The sequence below is a fragment of the Gillisia sp. JM1 genome, from assembly GCF_000424645.1.
Taxonomy (GTDB): Bacteria; Bacteroidota; Bacteroidia; order Flavobacteriales; family Flavobacteriaceae; genus Gillisia.
Genome location: NZ_KE384218.1, coordinates 2,015,289 through 2,037,405, shown reverse-complemented (window position 1 = coordinate 2,037,405; position 22,117 = coordinate 2,015,289). Strand labels below are relative to the sequence as shown.

Sequence of the window (22,117 nt, the reverse complement as noted above, 5' to 3'; positions counted from 1 at the left end):
CTTCCTCTAGTATTCTTTTGGATAGACATATTAAAGTTCATTAATAATTGTGAGCTCTTTTATAATGAGGATTTTTTGATCCACAGCATATCTTTTGAATAAACTTACTTGTAAGGCTTTTTTTTTGAAGTTGCTCATATTTCAAAAAATTGGTGAATTCTCTTAGCGAGAAGGGAACTTGATTTCAGTCTGTCCTAAGGGATAGGAGGGAAGCAAGAATATGGATAGCATGATACAACTATTATTAGCTCACTTTTCATGTAAGTCTCTACTCGTTTTTCCGATTAATATTATCAAAATCCTTTTAAATAAATAGTCTATAGTGATACTAGTTCTATTCTATTATCAGACTCAAAAGTTACAATCGATTATACATTTATGAAAACTCAACATACAAAATATTCTATATTAGATCTTGCCTTAGTTTCTGAAGGCCATTCTCTAAAACAAACCTATAATGGCGCACTTGAACTGGCACAAAACGCAGAATCTTTTGGATACACACGCTATTGGTTGGCAGAACACCATAATGCTCCTAATATTGGAAGTAGCGCTACCTCGGTACTAATTGGTTATCTAGCCGAAGGTACAAACACACTCCGCATTGGCTCTGGAGGAGTTATGCTGCCCAACCACTCGCCGTTAATTATTGCCGAACAGTTTGGGACTTTAGCATCCTTATATCCTAACCGAATTGATCTCGGTTTGGGGAGAGCACCAGGAACAGACAGAGATACAGCACAAGCCATTCGCTCAGATTTTATGCAAGCCGCACAGTCTTTTCCTGCCGAATTGGATAAGATAGAAAAATACTTTTCTGCAGAGAATGCGAGTGCTAAAGTCCGTGCCACAGTAGCAGAAGGAGTGGAGGTTCCCATCTATATTTTAGGCTCCAGTACAGATAGTGCACATCTAGCTGCAAAAAAAGGATTGCCTTATGCATTTGCTAGCCACTTTGCGACGACCCATTTATGGGACGCGATTGAAATTTACCGTCAAGAATTTCGAGAATCAGAGGACTTAAAAGAACCTTACGTAATGGCCGGAGTAAATATTATTATCGCAGATACCGATGAAGAAGCGGAACGTTTATCTACTTCTTTGATACGCATGATCGTGGGTATATTTACAGGCAAACGAGATTATGTGCAACCACCGACAGCCATGACCGATGAGTTTGAGGAGATCCTGCGACACCCTCAAATACACCAAATGTTGAAATATTCTTTTATAGGTAGTAAAGCTACAGTAAAAGCTCAGGTAAAAGATTTTATGGAGCGAACCAAAGCTGACGAACTTATTGCAGTTACTAATATCTATGATGTGAAAGACAGGATTAGATCTTATGAATTATTTGCGGAGATCATGAAGGAGTTGAATTAAAATTAGTTTGTCCCTCTTGGCTTTGCAAATCATCATTTTTATTGCTAATCTTGGCTCAGCAGAACCAAAAGGTAGGAGGGATGCCTAGTGTGAGAAATGGAGTTAAAAGAAATTTGAATTTTATTTTAATAAAAAATTTAATCTATTCTAAAAAAACACCTATAGAAAATTAAATTATTTAGAATAAAGTTCCTCGATGCAAGCATACGAGGTATTTAGTAGAAGAAAGGTTTCTCGATGAAAACCTAAGGTTTTCAAACTTTCCTCTTCGTACGATGCAAGCATCGGGGAATTAAAACCTAAGAGATTAAACAATGTTTAAAATGCCCGTAATTATACGGTTTTAGTTAGATTATTTTTATAAATTAGTTAAAATTGAATATAACTAAAATAGAAATTAATGGATCCATTCGACTATATAATTATTGTACTAAAAGTAATTGTGGGATTAAGTATTTTAAATGTATGGTTAATTCAGCCAAAAAAACCTACAAAATGGAGAGGTGGAAACGCAAAAACTATTGTAGAAGAATTTGAAGTTTATGGTTTATCAAAGACACTTGTTTACATCGTAGGCTTTTTAAAAGTAAGTTTAGCCTTAATATTATTAGCTTCAATTCAATTTGAATCCTTAACTTTAATTGGAAGTTTGGGGTTAGCCGCTCTCTTATTAGGGTCTATAATTATGCATATTAAAGTTAAAGATGAGTTATACAAATCATTTCCAGCATTTTTATTTCTTTTGATGAATTTAGTTATTGCCTATACAGCTATTTAGAAATATTTATAATATGTTTCAACTGCAATAAATAAATTTATAGCTGCAAAAGTAAATGCGGGAGAAGATTTAATAAAATTATATTTAATTTTCAGCCTAACGATAAATCCAGCAAGCATTAAAAAAGATAATCCTATCGATGCTAATAGCAGTAATATTGGATAAAAGTAAAGACCAATTAATAAACTCAGTGCGCCTATTAATTGAAGAATTCCAGTTAGCTTTCTATACTTTGGCAACTTATATCGCTTAAACTCTGAAATAATAAATTTAGAATAAAAGCAGTTTATTCCAAAATAAATGAAGACCAAGCCAGAAAACCAGGTTATTACTGAAAGTAAATCCAAAAAACGTTGTTTGAAGTTGAATAAATATCTCTTATTACAAGATTACAATAAAACAATTACTATTGGTTAACAAGGCAATTTTATATAATGCCTTATTATATATTAATTACTGTATTATACTATTCTTATTCTGCTTGGAGTTTATACTTTGAGTAGCCGATTGGAAACTTTGTTTTGGTAAAAGCAATTACCAACCAATATTAAGCTTACTTCTCAAAAGTTTCTTTAAAAATGTAATGAAACCGAAGTATAAATTTAGGCGATAGCTACACTTAATTCGAGGTTCACAATTTCTTTAAATAATTAGCATATATGAGTAAGGTGTGTGAAATGGAATTAAAATATTATCTTTAATATTATGACTAATACAGATTTAAAGTTGCGTCTTCTCGTTAATTTCCTGTATAGTCATTACGAATATGTTGTTATAAAATTATAGGATCGGCATATTGAATAAGAATCACTTAATCAAAAGATGAAGTATGTTACAAAATGTTTTATTAGAACGCGAAGTATACTCATCAGAAGAACATAAAATGACCCAAAAAATGATTCAGGATTTCATCAAGAATGAAATTATGGATCACACAGAAGAATGGGAAAAAAATGGAATGGTTAGCCGAGAGATCTGGGAACGTGCCGGAGAATTGGGTTTGCTGTGCATTGATATGCCTGAGGAATATGGCGGAAGTGGTTTGGATTTTAGCTTTAGCGCCTTATTCATTGAAGAACTGGCAAAAGAAGGAGTCAGTGGACCAGGATTTTCATTACACTCAGATGTTATTGCTCCATATCTCTTAAAGTATGGTACCGAAGCTCAAAAGCAAAAATATCTTCCTAAAATGGCTTCCGGAAAAATGATCACATCCCTTGGAATGACAGAGCCAAACTGTGGTAGTGATCTTCAAGCTATCACAACAAACGCGGTAGATAAAGGAGACTATTATTTGGTAAACGGACAGAAAACCTTTATCACAAATGGTTATATGAGTGATATGTCTATAGTAGCAGTAAAAACCAATACAGGAACAGAGAAAGAAGGCGTGTCTTTATTAATTATGGAAAGCGATTCTGAAGGTTTTGAAAAAGGAATTCCTTTCAAAAAAATTGGAATGAAAGCCCAGGATACCTGTGAATTATTCTATGATGATGTGAAAGTTCCAAAAGAAAATTTATTAGGAGAAGAAGGATCAGGTTTCAAAATTATGATGAAAGAATTAGCTAGAGAGCGTTTAATAGTAGCGCTTAATGCTATAGGTGGGGCAGAAGGAGCCATTGAAAAAACTATTGAGTATACTTCTACAAGAACTGCTTTTAAGCAACCCATTGCTGGTTTCCAAAACACACAATTTAAACTTGCTGATTGTGCTACACAATTACAATTGCATCAAGCCTTTTTAGATCGTTGTACACTATTATTATCAGATCATAAACTAACTGCCGAAAGTGCTTCAATGGCGAAATATTCAGCAACAGAAATGCACTCTAAAGTAGTAGATGAATGCTTACAGTTATTTGGAGGTTATGGTTATATGTGGGATTACCCAATTGCCCGAATGTATGCAGATAATAGGGTAGCTAGAATTTATGCTGGAACCAATGAGATAATGAAAGTATTGATAGCTCGAGGTTTGTTTAAAGAACTGTTTCAACAAATGAAAGCAACGAAAAAATAACAATAGAAACTTAAGATAATTGCTAATACAGTTAATCACGGATTTTTCAGTTCCTCAAGTACGAGAATTTTGACAACTCAAAAGTTTATTTTTTTTGTTTTGGCTCTGTCTAAGTAATCTAAATTATAGTTACAAATGACTGCCTGGTAAAAATAGAATTCAAAATCGTCACAATTTAATATGTAGCTCTCTTTTGGCAAATACTGTATAATGCAGCTGCATTAGGTATTTATATAATTTTCAATTATAGCTATCAAATATTCAAGAAAATTCCAGTAAAACGGCTTTGACATAATATCTATCGATATAGTATAGTAAGGATTATATCAAAACCTCGTAAAAACTTCTTTTAAATATGAATCAGCCACCGGCTAATTAATATTTAAAAGTGTACTATAATTTATATTATGTAAAATAGAATATTTAGAAGTCCCATTTCTCCTTTTTTATAACCGGTTCAAAGAAAATGATCAACCAGTAACTTTCTGAAATTCTTCCACTTCACTGTAATATTAATAAAAATGCTTGCTTAACCCAATATGTAAAGTTTGGAATACATATAATCTCTTTAGCTTTTAATTTTACGGTTGACAAATGACCCTTAATTTCAAACTTTCTTATTCAAACTAACCTCAATCCATTTTTTTTTCTTCTAAATACTTCAAACTTTAGGCGTTTCAAGTTCTGTATTTTTATAATCAATGAGTTATTTTTGCCCGATGCAAAAAAATCCCAGAACTACGCAATTTGAATTTGTGGCGCTTATGGCGTCCCTTATGTCTGTGGTGGCATTAGCGATCGATGCCTTATTGCCTGCTCTGGATATTATTGGGATTTCAATTGGGACTGTAGAAATCGTAGATAACCAATTGCTTATTACGATGATCTTTCTTGGTCTTGGATTTGGTCCTTTGGTTTTTGGCCCTCTTTCAGACAGTTTAGGGAGAAAACCAGTGGTATACATGGGTTTTGCCCTATTTATCCTTGCCAGTTTTATCTGTATAAATTCAACAAGTTTAGAAATGATGGTTGCAGGACGGATCTTGCAGGGAATTGGCCTTTCTGCACCCAGAACCATGAGTATTGCTATTATTCGCGATATGTACAGCGGAGACCATATGGCGCGTATCATGTCTTTTGTAACCGTTGTTTTTATATTGGTTCCTGTGGTTGCTCCGGCTTTGGGTAAATTTGTTCTTGATTACTACAACTGGCATGGGATTTTCTATATTCAGATACTCATCAGTATTTTAGTTTCGTGGTGGTTTTGGAAACGACAACCTGAGACTTTATCAATTCAAAACAAAAAAAGATTTTCTAAAAAGGGTTTTATAGGTGAATTTAAAGAACTGATAAAATATAAAAGGACCATTGGTTTTACCGTTATTGCCGGGTTTATTACCGGATCTTTTATGGTTTACCTAAGCAGTTCACAGCAAATATTTCAGAATCAATATGATTTGAAGGAAGAGTTTCCATTCATTTTTGCCGGACTTGCAATATCTATAGGTTCGGCTGTTTTCCTCAATGGGATATTGGTTATAAAGTATGGGATGGAAAAATTGATCACCATAGCTTTGGTTTCATTTTTCGTGGTCTCGGCGACATATATTGCCTTATTTTATAATACCCCGAATCCCGATGTTCGTATTTTGTTCTTATTTTTTGCACTGCAATTTTTTAGTATTGGTTTTCTCTTCGGAAATTTACGCGCAATGGCTATGGAACCTGTGGGGCATATTGCCGGGATTGCTGCTGCCATTACCGGCTTTATTTCCACTATAATGGCAGTTCCTATCAGTATCTTTATTGGAAGGTTTATTTCGGAAACAGCTTTGCCACTGTTTATTGGTTTCTCAATATGCGCGGCCCTGTCAATTGGTTTGCTTATTTACTTAAAATCAGATGAGAAACCAACCACCGTAACTCCCTGAAAAACAATTGTATTCACAGATATTTAACAGAACAATAATTGCAAGCAGTTAGCAAACCTACTTTTTAATAATCCTGGATTTATCAGTTAAACCCTTAACTTCTATATTAGGCTTCCCATATACATACACCTTACTTTTCCCTTCTGCATCTATAACTAGATCCTTAGTTACATGTATATAAATATCGGTGTTATTGGAAGCATTTAGGGTCGCTGTCCTAGCTTTCATTTTCTTGGCTTTCAATTCGGCTGAATTTTTTAAGTCAAAATCAGCATTATTAACTTTACCATCCATGTCTAACTTTGCTGACTTTGATAATTGCGCGCGTAAGTTGTTAGCATCAAGATTTAGCTTTAGATCTGACCGATCGCTAATATTCAAAGTAGCTTCCTTTGATTTCATATTGATTTTACCACCCGAATTCTTACTTAAAATAATGCTTGCATTCTTGGACTCTATATCAAGATCGAACTTTGTAGATTCATTTCCGGTAAAGCTAAAGAGATCTGAAGATAAAGTTCCTTTAGTTTCCAGTTCTGCATCATCATTCAATATAATAGTTGAAATTCCTTTTACACTCAAAACGATCTCTAATTTTTTACTTCCAGTAATTTTGGCCGTGGTATGTAATTTAAGAATGCCATTCTTAACCTCAATGCTTACTACATCTGCAAGGTTTTGATCTGTAGTAAGTACATAACTGTTCTTTTTACTTTGTATAAGAGTAACTTTTAAATTATTGTTGATCTCTAAAATACTGAATTCCTTATCTATAAAATTGCTTACAGAAATCACTTCCTTATCCCCTTTAATTTTTTCCGTTTTTTGAGCTACACTTATATAAGCTAGACAAACAAAGAATATAAAGCAAAATTGTTTTTTCATGATTTCTTATATTTAAGAACAGTAGAAATAAACTCTCAAAAATCTAATATTTACGTCATCGGCTTCTATAAATATACGACACAAGAACCTGTTTTTTAATAGTTTGTAACTATTATTTATCAATTAAGAAATAAAAAAAGCAATCTTAAAGCAGATAAGATTCTCCTAAAAAAAATTTAAAAATTGAAGCCTCCTCCCCTCTTTTGTACTAAATATTGTAATTTCCCACTGACTAAATATCTAAAATTTTATATATGGCAGGAAATTCTAAGATCGCTATTTACGGTGCAATAGGCGCAAATATATTAATTGCAATTGGAAAATTTTTTGCTGCTTTCTTTACCGGAAGCTCTGCAATGCTTGCCGAAGGAATCCACTCTTTAGTAGATACCGGTAATGGATTGTTACTCCTATTAGGAATAAAACGCTCTAAACAAGAACCAGATGAAATGCACCCTTTTGGCTATGGATTAGAAGTCTATTTCTGGAGTTTTGTAGTGAGTATTCTCATTTTCGCCTTAGGGGGCGGATTTGCAATTTATGAAGGAATCCATGCGCTTCAAGATCCGCATATTATAAAAGATCCTACCTGGAACTATGCCGTGCTTATTGCTGCATTAGTATTTGAAGGTACCGCGCTTTATTTAGCCTTAAAGACCTTTAATAAATCTCGGGCATCATCTGGAAACTTAATAAAGAATATAGTACAAAGTAAAGATGCCGCCACATTTGCGGTAATTATTGAGGACACTGCAGCAATAATAGGTTTAAGTATAGCTTTAATAGGCATATTTCTATCTCAAAAACTGCAAAACCCATATCTAGATGGAGCTGCTTCAGTTGCAATTGGAGTTTTATTGTTAGTGGTTGCTACATTTTTGGCGAAAGAAAGTAAAGGCTTGCTACTAGGAGAAAGGGCCAGTCCGAATGTAATTGCTTCCGTAGAAAAGATCATGAAAGAGCATCCAAGTGTAAAAGATTGGGCACTACCACAAACGATGCATTTTGGGCCAGATAGTATTCTTTTGGTTATCGAAATAGATCTAATAGATTCTATGGAATTGTTGGAAGCAGAAAACACTATGGTTAAAATTAGGGCTGAGATACAACGCCAGGAACCTACCATTACAAAAATATTTATCCAATCTTCCCATAACCTGCACCCTGAGCTTTCTTAAGTGCATTTTAAACTGAGAATCTTGACGATAAAAACTATCATAAATCTTTGCTAATTCTGCGCTGCTGGCTTGTTTAAGTTTAGGAAAATGGGTTTCTTAGGGAGTAATTATTAACTGTAATAAATAACATATGGAAGCTATATTTCAATTTGTTCAACTTACTAAAAGTGAGCGTTTAGAAGAATTAACTCAGAAAAAACTAGATAAATTAGAAATTAAATATGATTGGATAATCCGTGCAGATGTATTCTTTAAGAAACAAGACGGAATGGATCCTAAAGGATTTATTTGCAACATAAAATTAAGTGTTCCCGGACCACAGGTTTTTGCCGAATCTAATGAAACATCATTCGAAGCTGCTATGGCTGAAACGGTAAGCGATCTAGATAGACAACTTTCTAAGCGCAAGGCACAAATGAATACTCATTAATTCCTTAGAGAATATTTAAAAGGTCTGAAGTTTAATTATTTCAGACCTTTTTTTAGCTTTAACTTTTTAATTTATTCTACACTATATACAAAGGCACGATATTTTAATAAAGCTACAAACACAACGCCACCAATGGCATTTCCTAATAATGCGACACTTTCAAATACCAAATAATCTGAAATTGTAATTTTTGGTGAACTTAATAGCCCAGCAAAAACTTCAACATTTCCAACAATACTGTGATGTAAACTCGTAAAGGCCATAATTCCAGTAATCATAATGATTAATAGTATTCTACTTACAGTTTCTTGCGCCGAAGATAGCATCCATGAAAGCAAGCCCATTAACCAACCCGCCAATACTGCACTAACCAATATTACTTGAGGTGAAAATGAAGTAATGTGACTGGCAATTTTTTCGACCGCTAGTAGGTCAAAAATACCTAAAGCAGGACCAATCCAAATTAATAGAGCAGACATTACCCAACCTCCTGCAAGATTTCCAAATATCACTAAGCCCCAAAGTTTCAATAAATTAGATATTGATTGTTTTTTATTTAAAACCGGTAAGCTCAACAAGGAGGTTTGCTCTGTAAAAAGTAAAGATCTTCCTAAAATAACCAATATGAATCCTGCAGGATATACAAAAGTCATTAATTTGAAAATACTATCTTCGGCAATTTTTCCATCAAAAAATGTGTAGACAGAACACATTAATAGAAAACTGAAACCAATCTCCAATCCGGCCGTAAAAGACGATAATGCTATAAAACTGGGACTGCTACCAAAAACAGCTTTCCCTTCTTCCAACTGATTATTTAGAATCTCTCCATGTTCACTTGGCTTATTCTCATCTCCAGAATCCTCGTGTTCTTTTAATTCAGAATCTATATTTTCTTGCTTCTGATCTTCTCCTTCGATTTCTTTTTCTTCTTTCATATATGGTTAAAAAATGTTTACTCCTACATTTCTTAAGCGATCCTCTTAAGTAATTGGTGTTTTAATAGTATCACTAAGGTATCAACTTTTCTAATTCCTGTCTGTTCAAAGATTTCCCGTAAATTTTTTGATCTGGATCCATGATCTTTGTTTTAGTTAGATCTCCTACATACACTGCATCGAAACCAATATCTTCAATTAATTTCCTGGTAATCTCTTTGCTTTCCTGATCTTGTGCGGCATAAGGTACTGCCAGTTTATCGGTTTCTTTAAAGGCTCTATTCTTTAAATGATCTGCATGGATAGTATTAAATGCTTTTGAAGTCTTAGCAGTATTAAATTTCATAGCAGTATATTCAGATGCATTTCTATTAGAGTCTTTTACTTCCTGGGCCATTTCTCCATCTCTTTCTGGATAAGGATTGGTGGCATCTATAATTACTTTTCCACCATATTCCCCAGCGTATAATTCAGATAATCTATCTATGGCCTTGTATGGAACTGCCAACAAATACACATCTGCATTTTCTTCAAATGCCTTTTCGATACTTACGGCTTTAGAATTTCCGCCAGCTTCTCTTACAATATCATTTAATTCCTCCGGATGTCTGGAGCTGAACAAAACTTCATGCCCTACTTTGGCCCAATGCTTACCAAGATTCCCACCAATTTTTCCACTTCCTATGACTCCAATTTTCATGATTTTACTTTTTTCGATTAGTTATTTCTTTAATCCCTCCTTGAGGCTCTGTCTCGAATTTATAAAAGTATTTTCCTCCGAGCCATTGGGACATATGCCGTGCAGTATGCCCGAGCTTATTAAGCTATTTATTTAATTCTTTTTCATCAAGTTTCTCCTTAAACTCATTGATAATTCCACCTTTTAATAGAATGCTTATTTGTCTATCACTTAAGCTATGTTTGCTAGGAATCTCTATAAACTCGCCATTTTTCTTTTTGATGATAACCGGAATTTGTTTTCTTTCTGAAACATTGCTTGGCAGATTTTTAAAGGAAACCATGTCTCCTTGTTCTATTTTATCATAGTCGGCTATGTCTATAAATTCTAAAGGTAGTATACCAAAGTTTACCAGATTTTGCCATGCGATCCTGGCATAGCTCTTAGCCAAAACTGCTACTTGTCCTAAATATTTAGGGGCTAAGGCTGCATGTTCCCGACTAGATCCTTGGGCATAATTTTCTTTTGCCACCACTATATGTCCCCCATGATCATTTTTGGCCTTCATCGCACGATCATAAAAAGTATCATCTATCACGATAAATGAATACTTACTGATCTCTGGTAAATTACTTCTAAAAGGCAATACCTCTGCTCCTGCTTTCAAGATTTCATCTGTAGAGACATTATCTCCCATTTTTAATAGTACGGGAACGTTATAATTTTCTTGCAACTTTTCTATATGAGGCAAGCTTTTAATATTTGGACCTTTTATAAGATCTATATGAGACCCATCCTCCAAGGGAGCTACCAACATCTCTTTATTAATAATTTCCATTTCTGGTTGAATATATTTTGGATAACTCATTTTATATAACTTTTCCAGATCTCGAGGATCTGTGATCTCACCAGTTAATGCGGAAGCTGCTGCGGTTTCTGGACTACATAAATGCACCATATCGTCTTCTGTTCCAGATCTACTAGGGAAATTTCTAGGCATCGTTCTCAAGCTAATGGTGCCTGATGCTGGGGCTTGTCCCATTCCAATGCAGCCCATGCATCCAGATTGATGAAATCTAGCTCCTGCTTTAATAAGATTTCCAAAGGCTTTGTTATCTATCATATTCTGTATGGTCTGTCTTGAAGTAGGATTTACATCAAAAGAAACATCATTGTTCACCGATTTATCTTTTACAATTGCACCAGCCATCCAAAAATCTCGTAAGCCAGGATTTGCAGAAGAACCTAGTACTACTTGACTAATTTTTTTCCCCGCCACTTCACTTACAGGAACTACATTTCCCGGACTCGTTGGCAGAGCAATTAGAGGTACAAGATCATCCAATATTATTTCCTCGTGAAGATCATATTCACAACCTTCATCCGCCAAAAGTTCGCTCCAATCTTCTTCCCTATCTTGAGACTTCAAAAATCGTTTGGTTTCATTATCACTAGGGAATACAGTGGTAGTTGCTCCTAACTCTGCTCCCATATTGGCAATTACATGCCTATCCATAGCGCTCAAATATTTTAAGCCTTCTCCGTAGTATTCTACTATTTTTCCAACGCCACCTTTCACATCGTGCCTACGTAACATTTCTAAGATCACATCTTTGGCACTTACCCAGTCTGGTAATTTTCCAGATAGTTTTACGCCCCAAACTTTAGGCATCTTTACAAAATAAGGTTTCCCAGCAATAGCTGCTGCAACATCTAAACCTCCCGTACCTATTGCCAACATTCCTAAAGATCCCGCAGCACAACTGTGACTGTCTGATCCTACCAAGGTTTTCCCTGGTTTTCCAAAACGTTCCATGTGCACAGGATGACTCACCCCATTTCCCGGCCTGCTATACCACAATCCAAATCTTTGCGCAGCAGAGAGTAGGAATAAATGATCATCGGCATTTTTGAAATCTGTTTGTAAAAGGTTGTGATCTACATATTGCACCGCAACTTCGGTCTTTGCCTTTTTGAGGCTCATAGCTTCCAACTCTAATTGTACTAAGGTTCCTGTTGCATCTTGCAGCAAGGCTTGATCTATTTTAATTCCAATTTCTTTTCCTGGTGTCATCTCACCTTTTAAAAGATGCGATTTAATTAGTTTTTGAGTAACATTTAGTTTTTGCATATTTTTTAAATTTACACTTGAAAATATTAATTTTAGATGGATTTTGCTCTCTGTTTAACAATATCTTATAGCTTTATATGCTCAATAATAGAAAATTAAGAAATAAAATAAAAACAACTAAATCCTAGAACGGTATGAATATTATTGTAAAACGAGCTATTGCTGGAGGTGTTGTTTCCGCAATTATTATGGGAATTGGAACTTATATTTTGGGGGGAAATTTCAGGATATCTAGCTAAAGAATTGAAATCCACTTCATTGTCGGGAATTAATATGCTTTAAAATACAGTGATCTTAGGATCTTCTACTATTCTGGCACTCATGTTACCATTGATTAGCTTAAGTACAGTTTCAAATTCTAGACATACTAAAGTGCATTATAGTCACGTATTAACTATTGCGAAATTTGTTACAATTCTTATTATCGCCTCTGTAATTAGCTTTTTAATGTTGAATTTACCCATTACAGAAAGTGAAGGAGTTCCTAGCTCTTGGTTTACTATAATATATTATATAAGTCTGGCAATGGCTGCAATCTTAGGTGGAGGTTTTGTAGCTATAGTAACTATGCTCTACGAAACAATTTCTAATATAATATTAATTGTTGGTTTTGCTGTAATAGACCATCCTATGGTAGAAAAAGCTGAAGAAGAGGCTGAAGAAGAAGCCAAGGAAAACACAGAGGAACTATAAAGTGAAAATTAGGGAAAAATAGTACAGAAGCATAAAGGACCAAGCATGAAAATAAAAAAGACTATTCGAGAAATAATTTTCAGAAACATTCACCGGAACTTTAATTTTTAAAAAATAGGAAAATTAAAATTGTGATTAATGCGAAATTATTTAGGGAATAGTCCTATTATGATTTTGTTTTTCAGCTTACGACTGAATTCTGCTAAGTTTATTTAAGATGTCTGTTTGTTGTCCATCTTCTAAATTAAAGCCTGGTTTTCCATGCAATGGAAAAAGATAACTAAAGGATTTTTCAAAGACTCCCCAACTTTCGGCTAGTCCAAATTCAGAATTTTTACTTTCCATAGTTGGTCTTGAAAAAGTGTTATCTTCAATAGTGTAAATAGATCCTATGGCATCTTCGCCTGTAAATAACATTCCGTCGTTAATATCAGAATAGATCAAAATAGATCCGCCTCCATCACCAGGCAAGTCATAGATTTTTAATCCGAAATGTTTGGTTATCTCCTGCTTGGCAGTAATGTCCTTTAAACTATAATCGTCCTTAATCGAATTTCTTGGGTGGGCAAAGATGGGTGCACCTCCAGCGTCTTTAGAAATTGTTTTAAGGTCTGAATATGCATTTTTATAAACCGAAGAATTACTAAGAATAATTCCTTTTATAGTATAGCCATCTGTTACAAGTTGCTTAACAGCTTTAAGGGTTTCTTTTTCTACAACATCTATTAAAAGGATGTCTTTTCTATTAATATGCCTAATAGCATATCCTTGATTAAATCCGTTTTCTTGTTCGCTTCCTTTAATTATAAAAGTATCGGGAATCAATTTTAAAAATTTTCCGTTCTCTCCTTTTGCAATAAATTCGGCTGTTTGGCTGTGTAATACTTCCATTTTATCTACTTTCTTCATAAGATATTTTGGTTTTAAATTATATTTAAAGTTACAAAAGGACTGCAACTAAAACCATCCCCTTTAGTATTGTTTAACGAGCATTTAGGAGTTCATTAACGTGATTGCAAAGGCACTAAATCTTCCGTGATGCGAGAGAGAAAATACCTGACTGGTATTAAGATTCCTACTGAACAACTGGGGGATGTTTTGTTTATTTTTTTGAATCCTTAAATTGGATTTCGGCTCTTTTAATAGTAAAGAATATTCCGTAAATAATTTCTCTTTTAGAACATTTTCATCTTGAAAAATTTTGAAAGAAATTGGCATATTTTTATCTAAAGTAGCTATACTGTGAATATTAGCTGCTGTGATTCTTGAAAGTGTGAAATAACTCTGACTATTGATTTTTACAATTCCTTGAAAATTATGTTTCTCTTCTGCAATGATTTCACACTGAAAATCAAGTGGATTGTACTTTCTGGGTAAATTAAACTGGCGCTGATGTGCTTTATATGTTGCTTCTTTCAAAGACCAGAATAATTGAAGCGAGATTTCAGGTTTTTCCGAGTTAAAAATTACCGATTGCTCTGCTGAGGAAAATAATTTATTCAAATACCGGGAACTCTTCCAATTTGGAGAGATTGGAATTTCAAGATCTATAATATCATTGCCAATCAATTCTCCAATTTAGTTAAGATGATTCTCTTTGCATCTCCGGCAGTAAGCATCCCTTCCATAGAAGTATTGTCTATTTCTATATTAAACTCGTCTTCTACATCAAGGATTACATCTACCAGATTGGCTGAATTTATTTTGAGATCTGATATAAAGTCGGTGCTATCACTAAAATCTTCCAGACCTTCTTTTCTTTGAACATAAGGAGTAACGATCGCTTTTATTTTTTCTAAAATTGTTTTATCTGTCATGAAGCTAATATAATAATGAATTGTATGTGACTAATTAAAAATACTCTTTTTAGTGATTTTTGAGATCAGAAAAACTAAAAATTACAAAAGAGTTACCTGAAAACTTAATTTTGAAACCAGAATTAGCAAACTTAATTATATTTCTTAAATATCACCACCGCATTCACATCGCCAAAACCAAAACTCGCTTTTGCTAGAATGTTGATTGGCTTTTCAATAGTTTTTCTTGGAATACGCCCTTCAGAAATTAGATCTAGTATCTCAGGATGTATTTCTTCACAATTAATATTTGGAAAGATAAAACCTTTGTCTAATTGCAACACACTTGCTACACACTCCATACTTCCCGAAGCACTTAAGCAATGCCCCGTCATCCCCTTTAAAGAATTTATATAAGGAAAATCATTCTCCAGATTCAATGCTTTTACCCAATTTTCAATTTCTACAGAATCCTTACTTGTGGCGGTTAAATGCCCATTTATAGAATCTATTTCTGCAGCTGATATGCTTGAATTTATTAAAGCGCCTGTGATGCAACGCTGCACAGCTTCGTTATTGGCTGCGGTCATACTTCCCTCTCCCCGCTGTCCGCCACTATTCACTTCTCCTCCCAATACTTCTGCATAAATTTTCACTCCTCGTTCCAATGCCGACTCTAGATCTTCTAGGATTAGTGCCCCTGCTCCACTTCCGGGAACAAAACCTGTGGCATTAGCACTCATAGGTCTGGATGCTTCTTCAGGATTATCATTATAATTTCCAGGAAGAATTCGCATCGCATCAAAACCGCCCCATACATATGGCCCATTGTCACCACAACTCCCAACTAACATTCTCTTGGCTTTTCCGGCTTTAATACGCTCATAGCCCATTAAAAGTGCTTCTGTTCCGGTTGTACATGCAGATGAATTAGTAGTTACCTGATTCCCACAGCCTAGAATACCTCCCAAATAAGCACTTATGCCGCTGGCCATGGTTTGGATCACGCTAGTGCTGCCTAAACGCCTCGTTTTTCCTGCATCTATTAAATGAATGGCTTCTCTAAATTTATCTACTCCTAAGATTCCGGTACCAAAAATGATTCCTGTGTCCCAATCTGGAGAAGCATCTTCTGCGATCTCAAGCCCGGCATCTTTAAATGCATCGGTTCCTGATACAACTCCATAAACAATTCCGCTGCTGTTCAATCCACGCAGTTGTAAAGGAGTAAAATATTCTGCTAGTTTTTCTTCAGAAATAGAAGGCTTCCCTCCTATCTGGCAACTAAAATTAAGCTCTTTAAGTTGTGGATGAAAAGTGACTCCGCTTTTACCTGTTCGAAGGGCCTTTTCGAATTCAGGGATGCTCGTCCCATTGGGAGCACAAATTCCTAATCCTGTAATTACAACTCTTTTTTTCATTTTTAAATATCCTGAATTTTGGCGAAATTATCCTATATCATTTGTCTTTATTCTTTAATCTTGTTTCTAGAATCTTAAATTGAAGCCTTCATCATTCCCGCGATCGTTCCTCGGCAAACTAATTCATTTTTATTATTGAACATTTCTACCGCACATTTAAGTTTATTGAATCTAAAATATTCCTTTTTAGAGATCACTTTCACTTGTTCTCCCGGATAAATTGGTAAAAAGAAATCTATCTGAGTAGAACTCAGCCCAATTTGAATGTCTTCTGTTGCTATTTTTTTTTCTTTATCTAAATCATTCAGAAGAAAGATTCCTAAACATACCACCCCAATCTGTGCCATACATTCAGTTAAGATCACTCCGGGTGTTACAGGATGATCTTTAAAATGTCCTTTGTAAAAATAGGAATCCTCAGGAAATCGATAAGTTCCGGTACAGCCTTGTCCATCTAACTGTAAAATGTCATCTACAAAGAGAAAGGGTTTTGTATACGGAAGTGCAGAAATTATAGAATCAAAATTCACCTGAAAGATCGGAATTTGGGTTAATTAGGTAGATAGCCACTTTTGGAAATTATTTAAGATGTTCGCCTCCATTTACAGGAATTATAGTTCCTGTAATCCAACTAGCTTCATCTTTACTTAAAAGATAGACAACATTGGCAACATCGTTTGGAACAGTTAAACGCTTAAAAGGATTTCGTTTTAATGCATGCATTCTTAAAGTTTCATTTCCCGGAATCATTTGAAAAGATCTGGTAACAGTAACTCCTGCCTGAATACAGTTTGCCCTAATTCCATATCTTGCAAATTCCAAAGCCATGCTTCTCGTTATAGATTCTAAAACTACTTTTGCTGCAGATACAGCCGCATAGTTTTCCCAAGCTTTCTTATTTCCTTCACTTGTAAAAGAAACAACTCGGCCATCTTTTGCAAATAATCCTGCTTGGTACACAGCTTCAGTCCAGTCGTATAAACTCAAGGCCATCGCATCTATGGTGATCTGGAAATCTATATTTTCTAAAAAAGGACCTTCGCCACTCATCGGCTTTAAATTCCCTTTGGCAATGCTATGTACCAAAGTTCTTATTTTGCCTTTCTCTCCTAAAGTACTTGTAATTTCCTTTATAAGATCTGCCCTTTTTTCCTTTTGTAACGCATCTACATTAAAACTTTCTAACTGAACACCAGAATTTCTGATAGCCTCAAAAGCTTCTTCAATATCAGGGATCTCCGACTTCCTATCCCTATGGATAATTATAATATTCATGCCATGTTTGGCCAGTTTTCGGGCAGTTGCAAGTCCAAGTCCGCTGCTGCCTCCTAGGACCAAAGCCCAGTAATTAAGATCTTTAAATTCTGCTACCATTCTATTAAAATTCGTTGTGCCGAAAACCCGGGGCCAAAACTTAAAAGTAAACCCTGCTCTCCTTTTGGAATATCCTTTTTGAGGAATCTTTCCAAAACATAAAGCACGGTAACACTACTCATATTACCGTAGAGGCGAAGTACTTCCCGGGTATCGTCTATATTCTTCCCTAAGGTACCAAAAAGATCAGACACTGTTTGTACTATCTTTCTCCCACCTGGATGAAAAATAAGATGCTCCACTTTTTCTATAGAACTACCATTCTTTTCTAAAAAAGGATAAATAATATCTGGAAAATGATTAGAAATTGTTTCGGGAACACTTTCATCCAAAATCATTTGCAATCCAGAATTGGCTAAATGGAATCCCATTAAATGAGTAGCATCAAAAAAGTGATACATCTCTTCTCCAATAATCTTAGGCCCCACGGCATCCTCTTCAGAAGAAAGCAATACACAGGCTGCACCATCTCCAAAAATAGCAGCACTTACCATATTTGCCATACTGAAGTCTCCCAACTGAAAAGTAGCTGTCGGGCTTTCTACAGCAACTATGGCTGCTCTTTTTCCTGGATTGGCCTGTAAAAATTTATGAGCGTAGATCATTCCTGAAATCCCGGCAGCACAACCCATTTCGGTTACAGGGAGTCGGGTGATATTTTGATTCAGTTGTAATTCATTTATAAGATAGGCATCTAAAGAAGGGATCATAATCCCAGTGCAACTAACGGTGATAATAAAATCTAAAGATTCGGGTTGCCAGTTGTTCTCTTCTAATGCAGATTTTAATACATCCTTCCCTAATTTCTTTACTTCCCGAACATAGATATTATTTTTTTCTTCAAAAGAAGTCGCTGTAAAGACTTCCTCGGGAGCCATTATGGAATATCGCTTATCTACCCCGGCACCTTCAAATATTTTAGTGATCTTTCTTTTAAACCGTTCCTCCTTTTCACCTAACCATTCTTCCACCAACGGAATAATATCTGAAGTTTCTCTAAAATATTTTGGGAGTTCTTTTTGAACACTAATAATTCTTACACTCATAGGGGGTTATTTTTTTAAGATCCAGCGGTATCGGAAAGCCCATTTCCATTTAATGGAATGTTCTTGTGCCGGAATTTTGGTGGCTAAATTTTTTAGATCATTCTTTTTGAAACCACGAAGAATAGAGGTTAGTCCATCTTTTCTTGCAATTTCATTATTAATGAAAACTTTACAAAAAGCTTGAAACAAAACGTAAGCGATTTTACTTCGCTGAAGATCATTAATAATTACACCTAATTGGGACTGTTCCTTAAAGATGTTTAGTAATTCCAAGATCTCTTCATTTTTAAAATGATGCAGCGTCAAGGTACATAGAACAATGTCATATTCTTGTTTTTTGTAGTCTTCACTAAAAATATTTAATGTTTCAAATTTTATTTCTGGATAATAATCAGATCGTTGTTGAGCAATTTCAATAGCGTATGGATTCGCGTCTATCCCAACAAGTTCCAGATCTATTTTTTGATTTCTCCCCCAATTCGCAATTTCTCGAAGCACAGCGCCACTGCCACACCCAACATCTGCAATTCTAATTGTTCTTTTCTCAGGAGTATCTTTTAATAGCTTCTGAATTCCATCCAAAGTAATCTTATTACCGCCCAACCATTTATTTATATTTTCAAGATCGCTCAGAGTTTGTTCTAATTCGGCTCCCTTTAATTCGAAATCGTCCATGATCTCGGCTTCTTCACTGCGTTTTGAAGTATTTATAGAAATCATACTATTGGTTTTCCGTGGGTTCTTGAAATAATTTTTGGTAGTAAAAAGGGAAAGCTACTTATAATTCTTTGAACGAAGTTTGAAAGATTTCGATTTAATAAAATTCTTTGCAAAATTTGGCCCATTTGTAATCTCGAGCTAAACTGTTCTTTCCATTTTTTCTGATATTCTTTTTCCATAGCTTCCCTAGAGTAACAATCGTCTTTATAATAATTGAGAATTGTTCCTGAAGCTATCTTAGCGCTATGAATTGCCATAGCCATACCATTACCGGATAAGGGATGGATAAGCCCAGCTGCATCTCCCAACATTAATATATGATCCTGTATACTCGATTTCTTTTCAAAAGAGATCTGTGCGATACTCAAATCCTTTTCAAATAAAGGGGTTGCATCCTGAAAGAAGTCCCTTAAGTGGGGATTCTCTATTAAAACCTTATTTTTAAAGCTGATTGGATCTTTATGTTTTTTGAAACTATTGTAAGAAGCTAAATAACATACATTGATTGCTCCGGTTTCAGTTTTAGATAATCCACAATAACCACCTTTAAAATTATGAAGCATTACAAGATTATCTGGAAAATCATCCTTTTTATAATGTCCTTTAATAGCCAACCAGCCAGACTTTTGTTCTATAAATTGACGATCTAATTTTTTATCCAATAAAGAGCGCTTTCCATAAGCGCCTAAAACTACCCGAAATTGAAAAGATCCCTTCTGATTTGTAGTTAATTCAAACTCATCGTCATTATAATTTACATCAGTAACTAATTCGTGGATAAAGTTCACTCCAGATGCAATTGCTTTTTGATAAAGAAACTCATCTAAGGCATACCGGGAAATTCCTAAACCTCCTAAAGGCAATTTGGTATTTACAATTTTTCCTGAGGCATCACTAAACTGTAACTCATCTATTGATGCAGGCTTAAGATCTGATAAATGGATATCAAGTTGTTTTAAATAAGGAACAATTTCTAGTGACACATATTCCCCACAAACCTTGTGGTTAGGATAAGTATCTTTCTCAAATACCGTAACAGGTAAATTATTTTTAGATAGATGGATCGCGGCAACAAGACCGGACAAACCTCCCCCAATAATTCCAATAGGTTTCTTTTTCACTTGTTGAAGATAGTAAAATGAAATAAAAAAATCCCGGGGTTTACCCGGGATTTAGTATGAATTTGTGAGTTGTCTTAGTTCTCGTCAGTAGCTTCTTCTGCTTCTTTCTTCATTTGCTCATTGGCAACGATAGCAATCTCTACTCTTCTGTTTTTGGCTCTACCTTCAGCCGTTGAATTGTCATACTTAGGTTGAGCTTCCCCATACCATTTAGTATCAAATCTCCCTTTAGAAATACCATCACTTACTAAAAAGTTAGTTACAGCCTGAGCTCTATTCTTAGACAAAGTTAAGTTGTAACTATCACTACCAGCACTATCTGTGTGTCCTTCAACCAAAATTTCGGTATCTGGGTATTCCTTGAAGATTCCAACCAGCTTGTGAAGTGCATCTCTTGATTTTTCATTAATGTTATACTTTTCAGTATCAAAATAGATTCCACTATTCTCATCAAAAGTTACGTTAATTCCTTCACCTACTCTTTCTACTTCAGCTCCTGGAATTTCTTGCTCTATTTGCTTAGCTTGTTTATCCATTCTGCTTCCAATGTATCCACCTGCAGCGCCACCAACAACTCCACCAATGATGGCTCCAAGAGCGGTGTTCCCTTTTCCTACATTGTTTCCAACAACACCACCAATTACGGCTCCACTACCTGCACCGATTACGGCACCTTTTTGTTTATTATTCGCATTTTTAGTAGCCTCACAACCAAATAATAATGCTGCAGAAAAAGCTAAAGCTAAAAATTTATTTATTCCAATTTTCATAATTTATATTTTAAAGTTTAGTAAAATTCATTCTTATAACAAATGGAGATCCTTCCAATGTTACAGTTTGTTCCCAAATCATGGTAGTTTCAGTTAAAGAAACCAAATTGATCCTGAAACCTTGATTCCCTGTAGTAGAATTCCATTTGCTATCTGTGGGCTTTAACAAAAAGTCAAAGTTGTTCATAGTTGAATTTTGATCATCTATAGACCAAACGAAATAACGTTCTCCAGCAGTACAGTCCGCGCCAGTTGTGGTGTAGGTTCCTGTGTTATTGTTAGAAACAAAACTCCAGTTACCTCCTTTGAAACATGCTGCAGAAGCATCATTAAATAAAGTTACATCGAAAGTTCCTTGGGAATTAGGATACGTAACAGCGTTCAGCATCCAGTCACCTTTAAAGGTTTTACGAGCCTCTGTGGCTACTTTACTTGGTCCACAGGAAGCTATTAAAAGCGCTGTAGTTAATATAAAAATTAATTTTTTCATAAGGGTGTTTTTTTGAATTTTAAGATTAGAAAAAATCCAAACGGATAAAATTATTTTACCTGATTGGATTTCTATGTTGTACTTAAATTATCTTCGGATTAGTCGGCTTATTAAAGAAATAACAAGCAATACAATAAAAATATAAAAGATAATTTTTGCAATGTCTGCAGATCCTTCTGCGATTCCTCCAAAACCAAAAATTGCGGCAACTAGAGCAATGATCAGGAAAATAACAATAAGTCGTACCATATTAGAAGTTTAGTGATTAGTTAGAGCTAAATTACTCTTCGGGTAAGCATCTAACAAAAGATTATTAATAATTTAACA

General features: G+C 34.8%; 24 protein-coding genes. 7 read left to right on the top strand and 17 right to left on the bottom strand.

Features of this window, described 5'->3' with window-relative positions; translation table 11 throughout:
• The first annotated feature begins 378 nt into the window (after positions 1-378).
• Positions 379-1,383 (top strand): LLM class flavin-dependent oxidoreductase, encoded by a 1,005-nt coding sequence (locus H033_RS0112535; RefSeq protein WP_026838619.1) that lies wholly within the window; start codon positions 379-381, stop codon positions 1,381-1,383.
• Positions 1,384-1,783: 400 nt separating this feature from the next.
• Positions 1,784-2,161: a DoxX family protein gene (locus H033_RS0112525; protein WP_026838618.1), complete on the top strand. Its 378-nt coding sequence runs from the start codon at positions 1,784-1,786 to the stop codon at positions 2,159-2,161.
• Here H033_RS0112525 and H033_RS0112520 read toward each other — a convergent pair.
• Entirely contained in the window at positions 2,158-2,508 is a 351-nt protein-coding gene (locus tag H033_RS0112520) for a DoxX family protein (protein WP_026838617.1), read from the bottom strand. The genes H033_RS0112525 and H033_RS0112520 overlap by 4 nt on opposite strands.
• A gap of 482 nt (positions 2,509-2,990) precedes the next feature.
• On the opposite strand from H033_RS0112520, the gene H033_RS0112515 reads away from it, so the two are divergent.
• Both H033_RS0112515 and H033_RS0112510 read left to right on the top strand, forming a co-directional pair.
• A complete protein-coding gene (locus H033_RS0112515; RefSeq protein WP_026838616.1) occupies positions 2,991-4,184 on the top strand; it encodes an acyl-CoA dehydrogenase family protein in 1,194 nt (397 codons plus the stop codon).
• 719 nt (positions 4,185-4,903) lie between these two features.
• Positions 4,904-6,118: a multidrug effflux MFS transporter gene (locus tag H033_RS0112510; protein ID WP_026838615.1), complete on the top strand. Its 1,215-nt coding sequence runs from the start codon at positions 4,904-4,906 to the stop codon at positions 6,116-6,118.
• A 57-nt stretch (positions 6,119-6,175) separates the two neighbouring features.
• On the opposite strand, the gene H033_RS0112505 is transcribed toward H033_RS0112510, so the two are convergent.
• On the bottom strand, positions 6,176-7,003 hold the full coding sequence (locus H033_RS0112505; protein WP_026838614.1) for a head GIN domain-containing protein: 828 nt from the start codon (positions 7,001-7,003) through the stop codon (positions 6,176-6,178).
• 254 nt (positions 7,004-7,257) lie between these two features.
• On the opposite strand from H033_RS0112505, the gene H033_RS0112500 reads away from it, so the two are divergent.
• Together H033_RS0112500 and H033_RS0112495 are read left to right on the top strand one after the other, a co-directional pair.
• Positions 7,258-8,181: a cation diffusion facilitator family transporter gene (locus H033_RS0112500; RefSeq protein ID WP_026838613.1), complete on the top strand. Its 924-nt coding sequence runs from the start codon at positions 7,258-7,260 to the stop codon at positions 8,179-8,181.
• Between the two features lie 130 nt (positions 8,182-8,311).
• The gene (locus H033_RS0112495) at positions 8,312-8,611 is read left to right on the top strand and encodes an HPF/RaiA family ribosome-associated protein (RefSeq protein ID WP_026838612.1); all 300 of its coding nucleotides are present in this window, start codon (positions 8,312-8,314) and stop codon (positions 8,609-8,611) included.
• Positions 8,612-8,682: 71 nt separating this feature from the next.
• Here H033_RS0112495 and H033_RS0112490 read toward each other — a convergent pair whose 3' ends face one another.
• From H033_RS0112490 to H033_RS0112480, 3 genes are all read right to left on the bottom strand, one after another.
• A complete protein-coding gene (locus H033_RS0112490; protein WP_026838611.1) occupies positions 8,683-9,549 on the bottom strand; it encodes a formate/nitrite transporter family protein in 867 nt (288 codons plus the stop codon).
• 73 nt (positions 9,550-9,622) lie between these two features.
• Entirely contained in the window at positions 9,623-10,249 is a 627-nt protein-coding gene (locus tag H033_RS0112485) for an NADPH-dependent F420 reductase (protein WP_026838610.1), read from the bottom strand.
• A 124-nt stretch (positions 10,250-10,373) separates the two neighbouring features.
• Positions 10,374-12,359, bottom strand: a complete 1,986-nt coding sequence (locus H033_RS0112480) for an aconitate hydratase (protein ID WP_026838609.1) — start codon at positions 12,357-12,359, stop codon at positions 10,374-10,376.
• Between the two features lie 288 nt (positions 12,360-12,647).
• Between H033_RS0112480 and H033_RS20205 the strand changes: the two genes are divergently transcribed.
• Positions 12,648-13,052, top strand: a complete 405-nt coding sequence (locus tag H033_RS20205; RefSeq protein ID WP_231367612.1) for a hypothetical protein — start codon at positions 12,648-12,650, stop codon at positions 13,050-13,052.
• A 186-nt stretch (positions 13,053-13,238) separates the two neighbouring features.
• Here the strand turns inward: H033_RS20205 and H033_RS0112470 are convergent, their stop codons facing one another.
• From H033_RS0112470 to H033_RS21360, 12 genes are all read right to left on the bottom strand, one after another.
• Positions 13,239-13,961 (bottom strand): hypothetical protein, encoded by a 723-nt coding sequence (locus tag H033_RS0112470; protein ID WP_026838608.1) that lies wholly within the window; start codon positions 13,959-13,961, stop codon positions 13,239-13,241.
• An 84-nt stretch (positions 13,962-14,045) separates the two neighbouring features.
• Positions 14,046-14,621: a 4'-phosphopantetheinyl transferase superfamily protein gene (locus H033_RS0112465; RefSeq protein ID WP_026838607.1), complete on the bottom strand. Its 576-nt coding sequence runs from the start codon at positions 14,619-14,621 to the stop codon at positions 14,046-14,048.
• Complete coding sequence (locus tag H033_RS0112460; protein WP_026838606.1) at positions 14,618-14,869, bottom strand: acyl carrier protein; 252 nt, start codon at positions 14,867-14,869, stop codon at positions 14,618-14,620. The genes H033_RS0112465 and H033_RS0112460 overlap by 4 nt, the downstream gene beginning before the upstream one ends.
• Before the next feature lie 131 nt (positions 14,870-15,000).
• Positions 15,001-16,269: a beta-ketoacyl-[acyl-carrier-protein] synthase family protein gene (locus tag H033_RS0112455; RefSeq protein ID WP_026838605.1), complete on the bottom strand. Its 1,269-nt coding sequence runs from the start codon at positions 16,267-16,269 to the stop codon at positions 15,001-15,003.
• A gap of 74 nt (positions 16,270-16,343) precedes the next feature.
• Complete coding sequence (locus H033_RS0112450; RefSeq protein ID WP_026838604.1) at positions 16,344-16,799, bottom strand: 3-hydroxyacyl-ACP dehydratase FabZ family protein; 456 nt, start codon at positions 16,797-16,799, stop codon at positions 16,344-16,346.
• A 49-nt stretch (positions 16,800-16,848) separates the two neighbouring features.
• Positions 16,849-17,643 carry an enoyl-ACP reductase gene (locus tag H033_RS0112445; RefSeq protein WP_026838603.1) on the bottom strand — a complete coding sequence of 265 codons (795 nt, stop codon included), beginning with the start codon at positions 17,641-17,643 and terminating at the stop codon, positions 16,849-16,851.
• Positions 17,637-18,689: a type III polyketide synthase gene (locus H033_RS0112440; protein WP_026838602.1), complete on the bottom strand. Its 1,053-nt coding sequence runs from the start codon at positions 18,687-18,689 to the stop codon at positions 17,637-17,639. Before H033_RS0112440 ends, H033_RS0112445 begins: the two co-directional genes overlap by 7 nt.
• Positions 18,690-18,695: 6 nt before the next feature.
• Entirely contained in the window at positions 18,696-19,409 is a 714-nt protein-coding gene (locus tag H033_RS0112435; protein ID WP_026838601.1) for a methyltransferase domain-containing protein, read from the bottom strand.
• Positions 19,406-20,530 (bottom strand): NAD(P)/FAD-dependent oxidoreductase, encoded by a 1,125-nt coding sequence (locus H033_RS0112430; protein ID WP_026838600.1) that lies wholly within the window; start codon positions 20,528-20,530, stop codon positions 19,406-19,408. The genes H033_RS0112435 and H033_RS0112430 overlap by 4 nt, the downstream gene beginning before the upstream one ends.
• Positions 20,531-20,604: 74 nt before the next feature.
• Positions 20,605-21,300 carry an OmpA family protein gene (locus H033_RS0112425; RefSeq protein ID WP_026838599.1) on the bottom strand — a complete coding sequence of 232 codons (696 nt, stop codon included), beginning with the start codon at positions 21,298-21,300 and terminating at the stop codon, positions 20,605-20,607.
• A gap of 10 nt (positions 21,301-21,310) precedes the next feature.
• Positions 21,311-21,790: a lipocalin family protein gene (locus tag H033_RS0112420; protein ID WP_026838598.1), complete on the bottom strand. Its 480-nt coding sequence runs from the start codon at positions 21,788-21,790 to the stop codon at positions 21,311-21,313.
• An 87-nt stretch (positions 21,791-21,877) separates the two neighbouring features.
• A complete protein-coding gene (locus tag H033_RS21360) occupies positions 21,878-22,039 on the bottom strand; it encodes a DUF1328 domain-containing protein (RefSeq protein ID WP_026838597.1) in 162 nt (53 codons plus the stop codon).
• Between the last annotated feature and the right edge of the window lie 78 nt (positions 22,040-22,117).

Coding starts and splice junctions, on each gene's coding strand:
- H033_RS0112535 (WP_026838619.1), top strand. CDS start 379: ATGAAAACTCAACATACAAAATATTCTATATTAGATCTTGCCTTAGTT.
- H033_RS0112525 (WP_026838618.1), top strand. CDS start 1,784: ATGGATCCATTCGACTATATAATTATTGTACTAAAAGTAATTGTGGGA.
- H033_RS0112515 (WP_026838616.1), top strand. CDS start 2,991: ATGTTACAAAATGTTTTATTAGAACGCGAAGTATACTCATCAGAAGAA.
- H033_RS0112510 (WP_026838615.1), top strand. CDS start 4,904: ATGCAAAAAAATCCCAGAACTACGCAATTTGAATTTGTGGCGCTTATG.
- H033_RS0112505 (WP_026838614.1), bottom strand. CDS start 7,003: ATGAAAAAACAATTTTGCTTTATATTCTTTGTTTGTCTAGCTTATATA.
- H033_RS0112500 (WP_026838613.1), top strand. CDS start 7,258: ATGGCAGGAAATTCTAAGATCGCTATTTACGGTGCAATAGGCGCAAAT.
- H033_RS0112495 (WP_026838612.1), top strand. CDS start 8,312: ATGGAAGCTATATTTCAATTTGTTCAACTTACTAAAAGTGAGCGTTTA.
- H033_RS0112490 (WP_026838611.1), bottom strand. CDS start 9,549: ATGAAAGAAGAAAAAGAAATCGAAGGAGAAGATCAGAAGCAAGAAAAT.
- H033_RS0112485 (WP_026838610.1), bottom strand. CDS start 10,249: ATGAAAATTGGAGTCATAGGAAGTGGAAAAATTGGTGGGAATCTTGGT.
- H033_RS0112480 (WP_026838609.1), bottom strand. CDS start 12,359: ATGCAAAAACTAAATGTTACTCAAAAACTAATTAAATCGCATCTTTTA.
- H033_RS0112470 (WP_026838608.1), bottom strand. CDS start 13,961: ATGAAGAAAGTAGATAAAATGGAAGTATTACACAGCCAAACAGCCGAA.
- H033_RS0112460 (WP_026838606.1), bottom strand. CDS start 14,869: ATGACAGATAAAACAATTTTAGAAAAAATAAAAGCGATCGTTACTCCT.
- H033_RS0112455 (WP_026838605.1), bottom strand. CDS start 16,269: ATGAAAAAAAGAGTTGTAATTACAGGATTAGGAATTTGTGCTCCCAAT.
- H033_RS0112445 (WP_026838603.1), bottom strand. CDS start 17,643: ATGGTAGCAGAATTTAAAGATCTTAATTACTGGGCTTTGGTCCTAGGA.
- H033_RS0112440 (WP_026838602.1), bottom strand. CDS start 18,689: ATGAGTGTAAGAATTATTAGTGTTCAAAAAGAACTCCCAAAATATTTT.
- H033_RS0112435 (WP_026838601.1), bottom strand. CDS start 19,409: ATGATTTCTATAAATACTTCAAAACGCAGTGAAGAAGCCGAGATCATG.
- H033_RS0112425 (WP_026838599.1), bottom strand. CDS start 21,300: ATGAAAATTGGAATAAATAAATTTTTAGCTTTAGCTTTTTCTGCAGCA.
- H033_RS0112420 (WP_026838598.1), bottom strand. CDS start 21,790: ATGAAAAAATTAATTTTTATATTAACTACAGCGCTTTTAATAGCTTCC.
- H033_RS21360 (WP_026838597.1), bottom strand. CDS start 22,039: ATGGTACGACTTATTGTTATTTTCCTGATCATTGCTCTAGTTGCCGCA.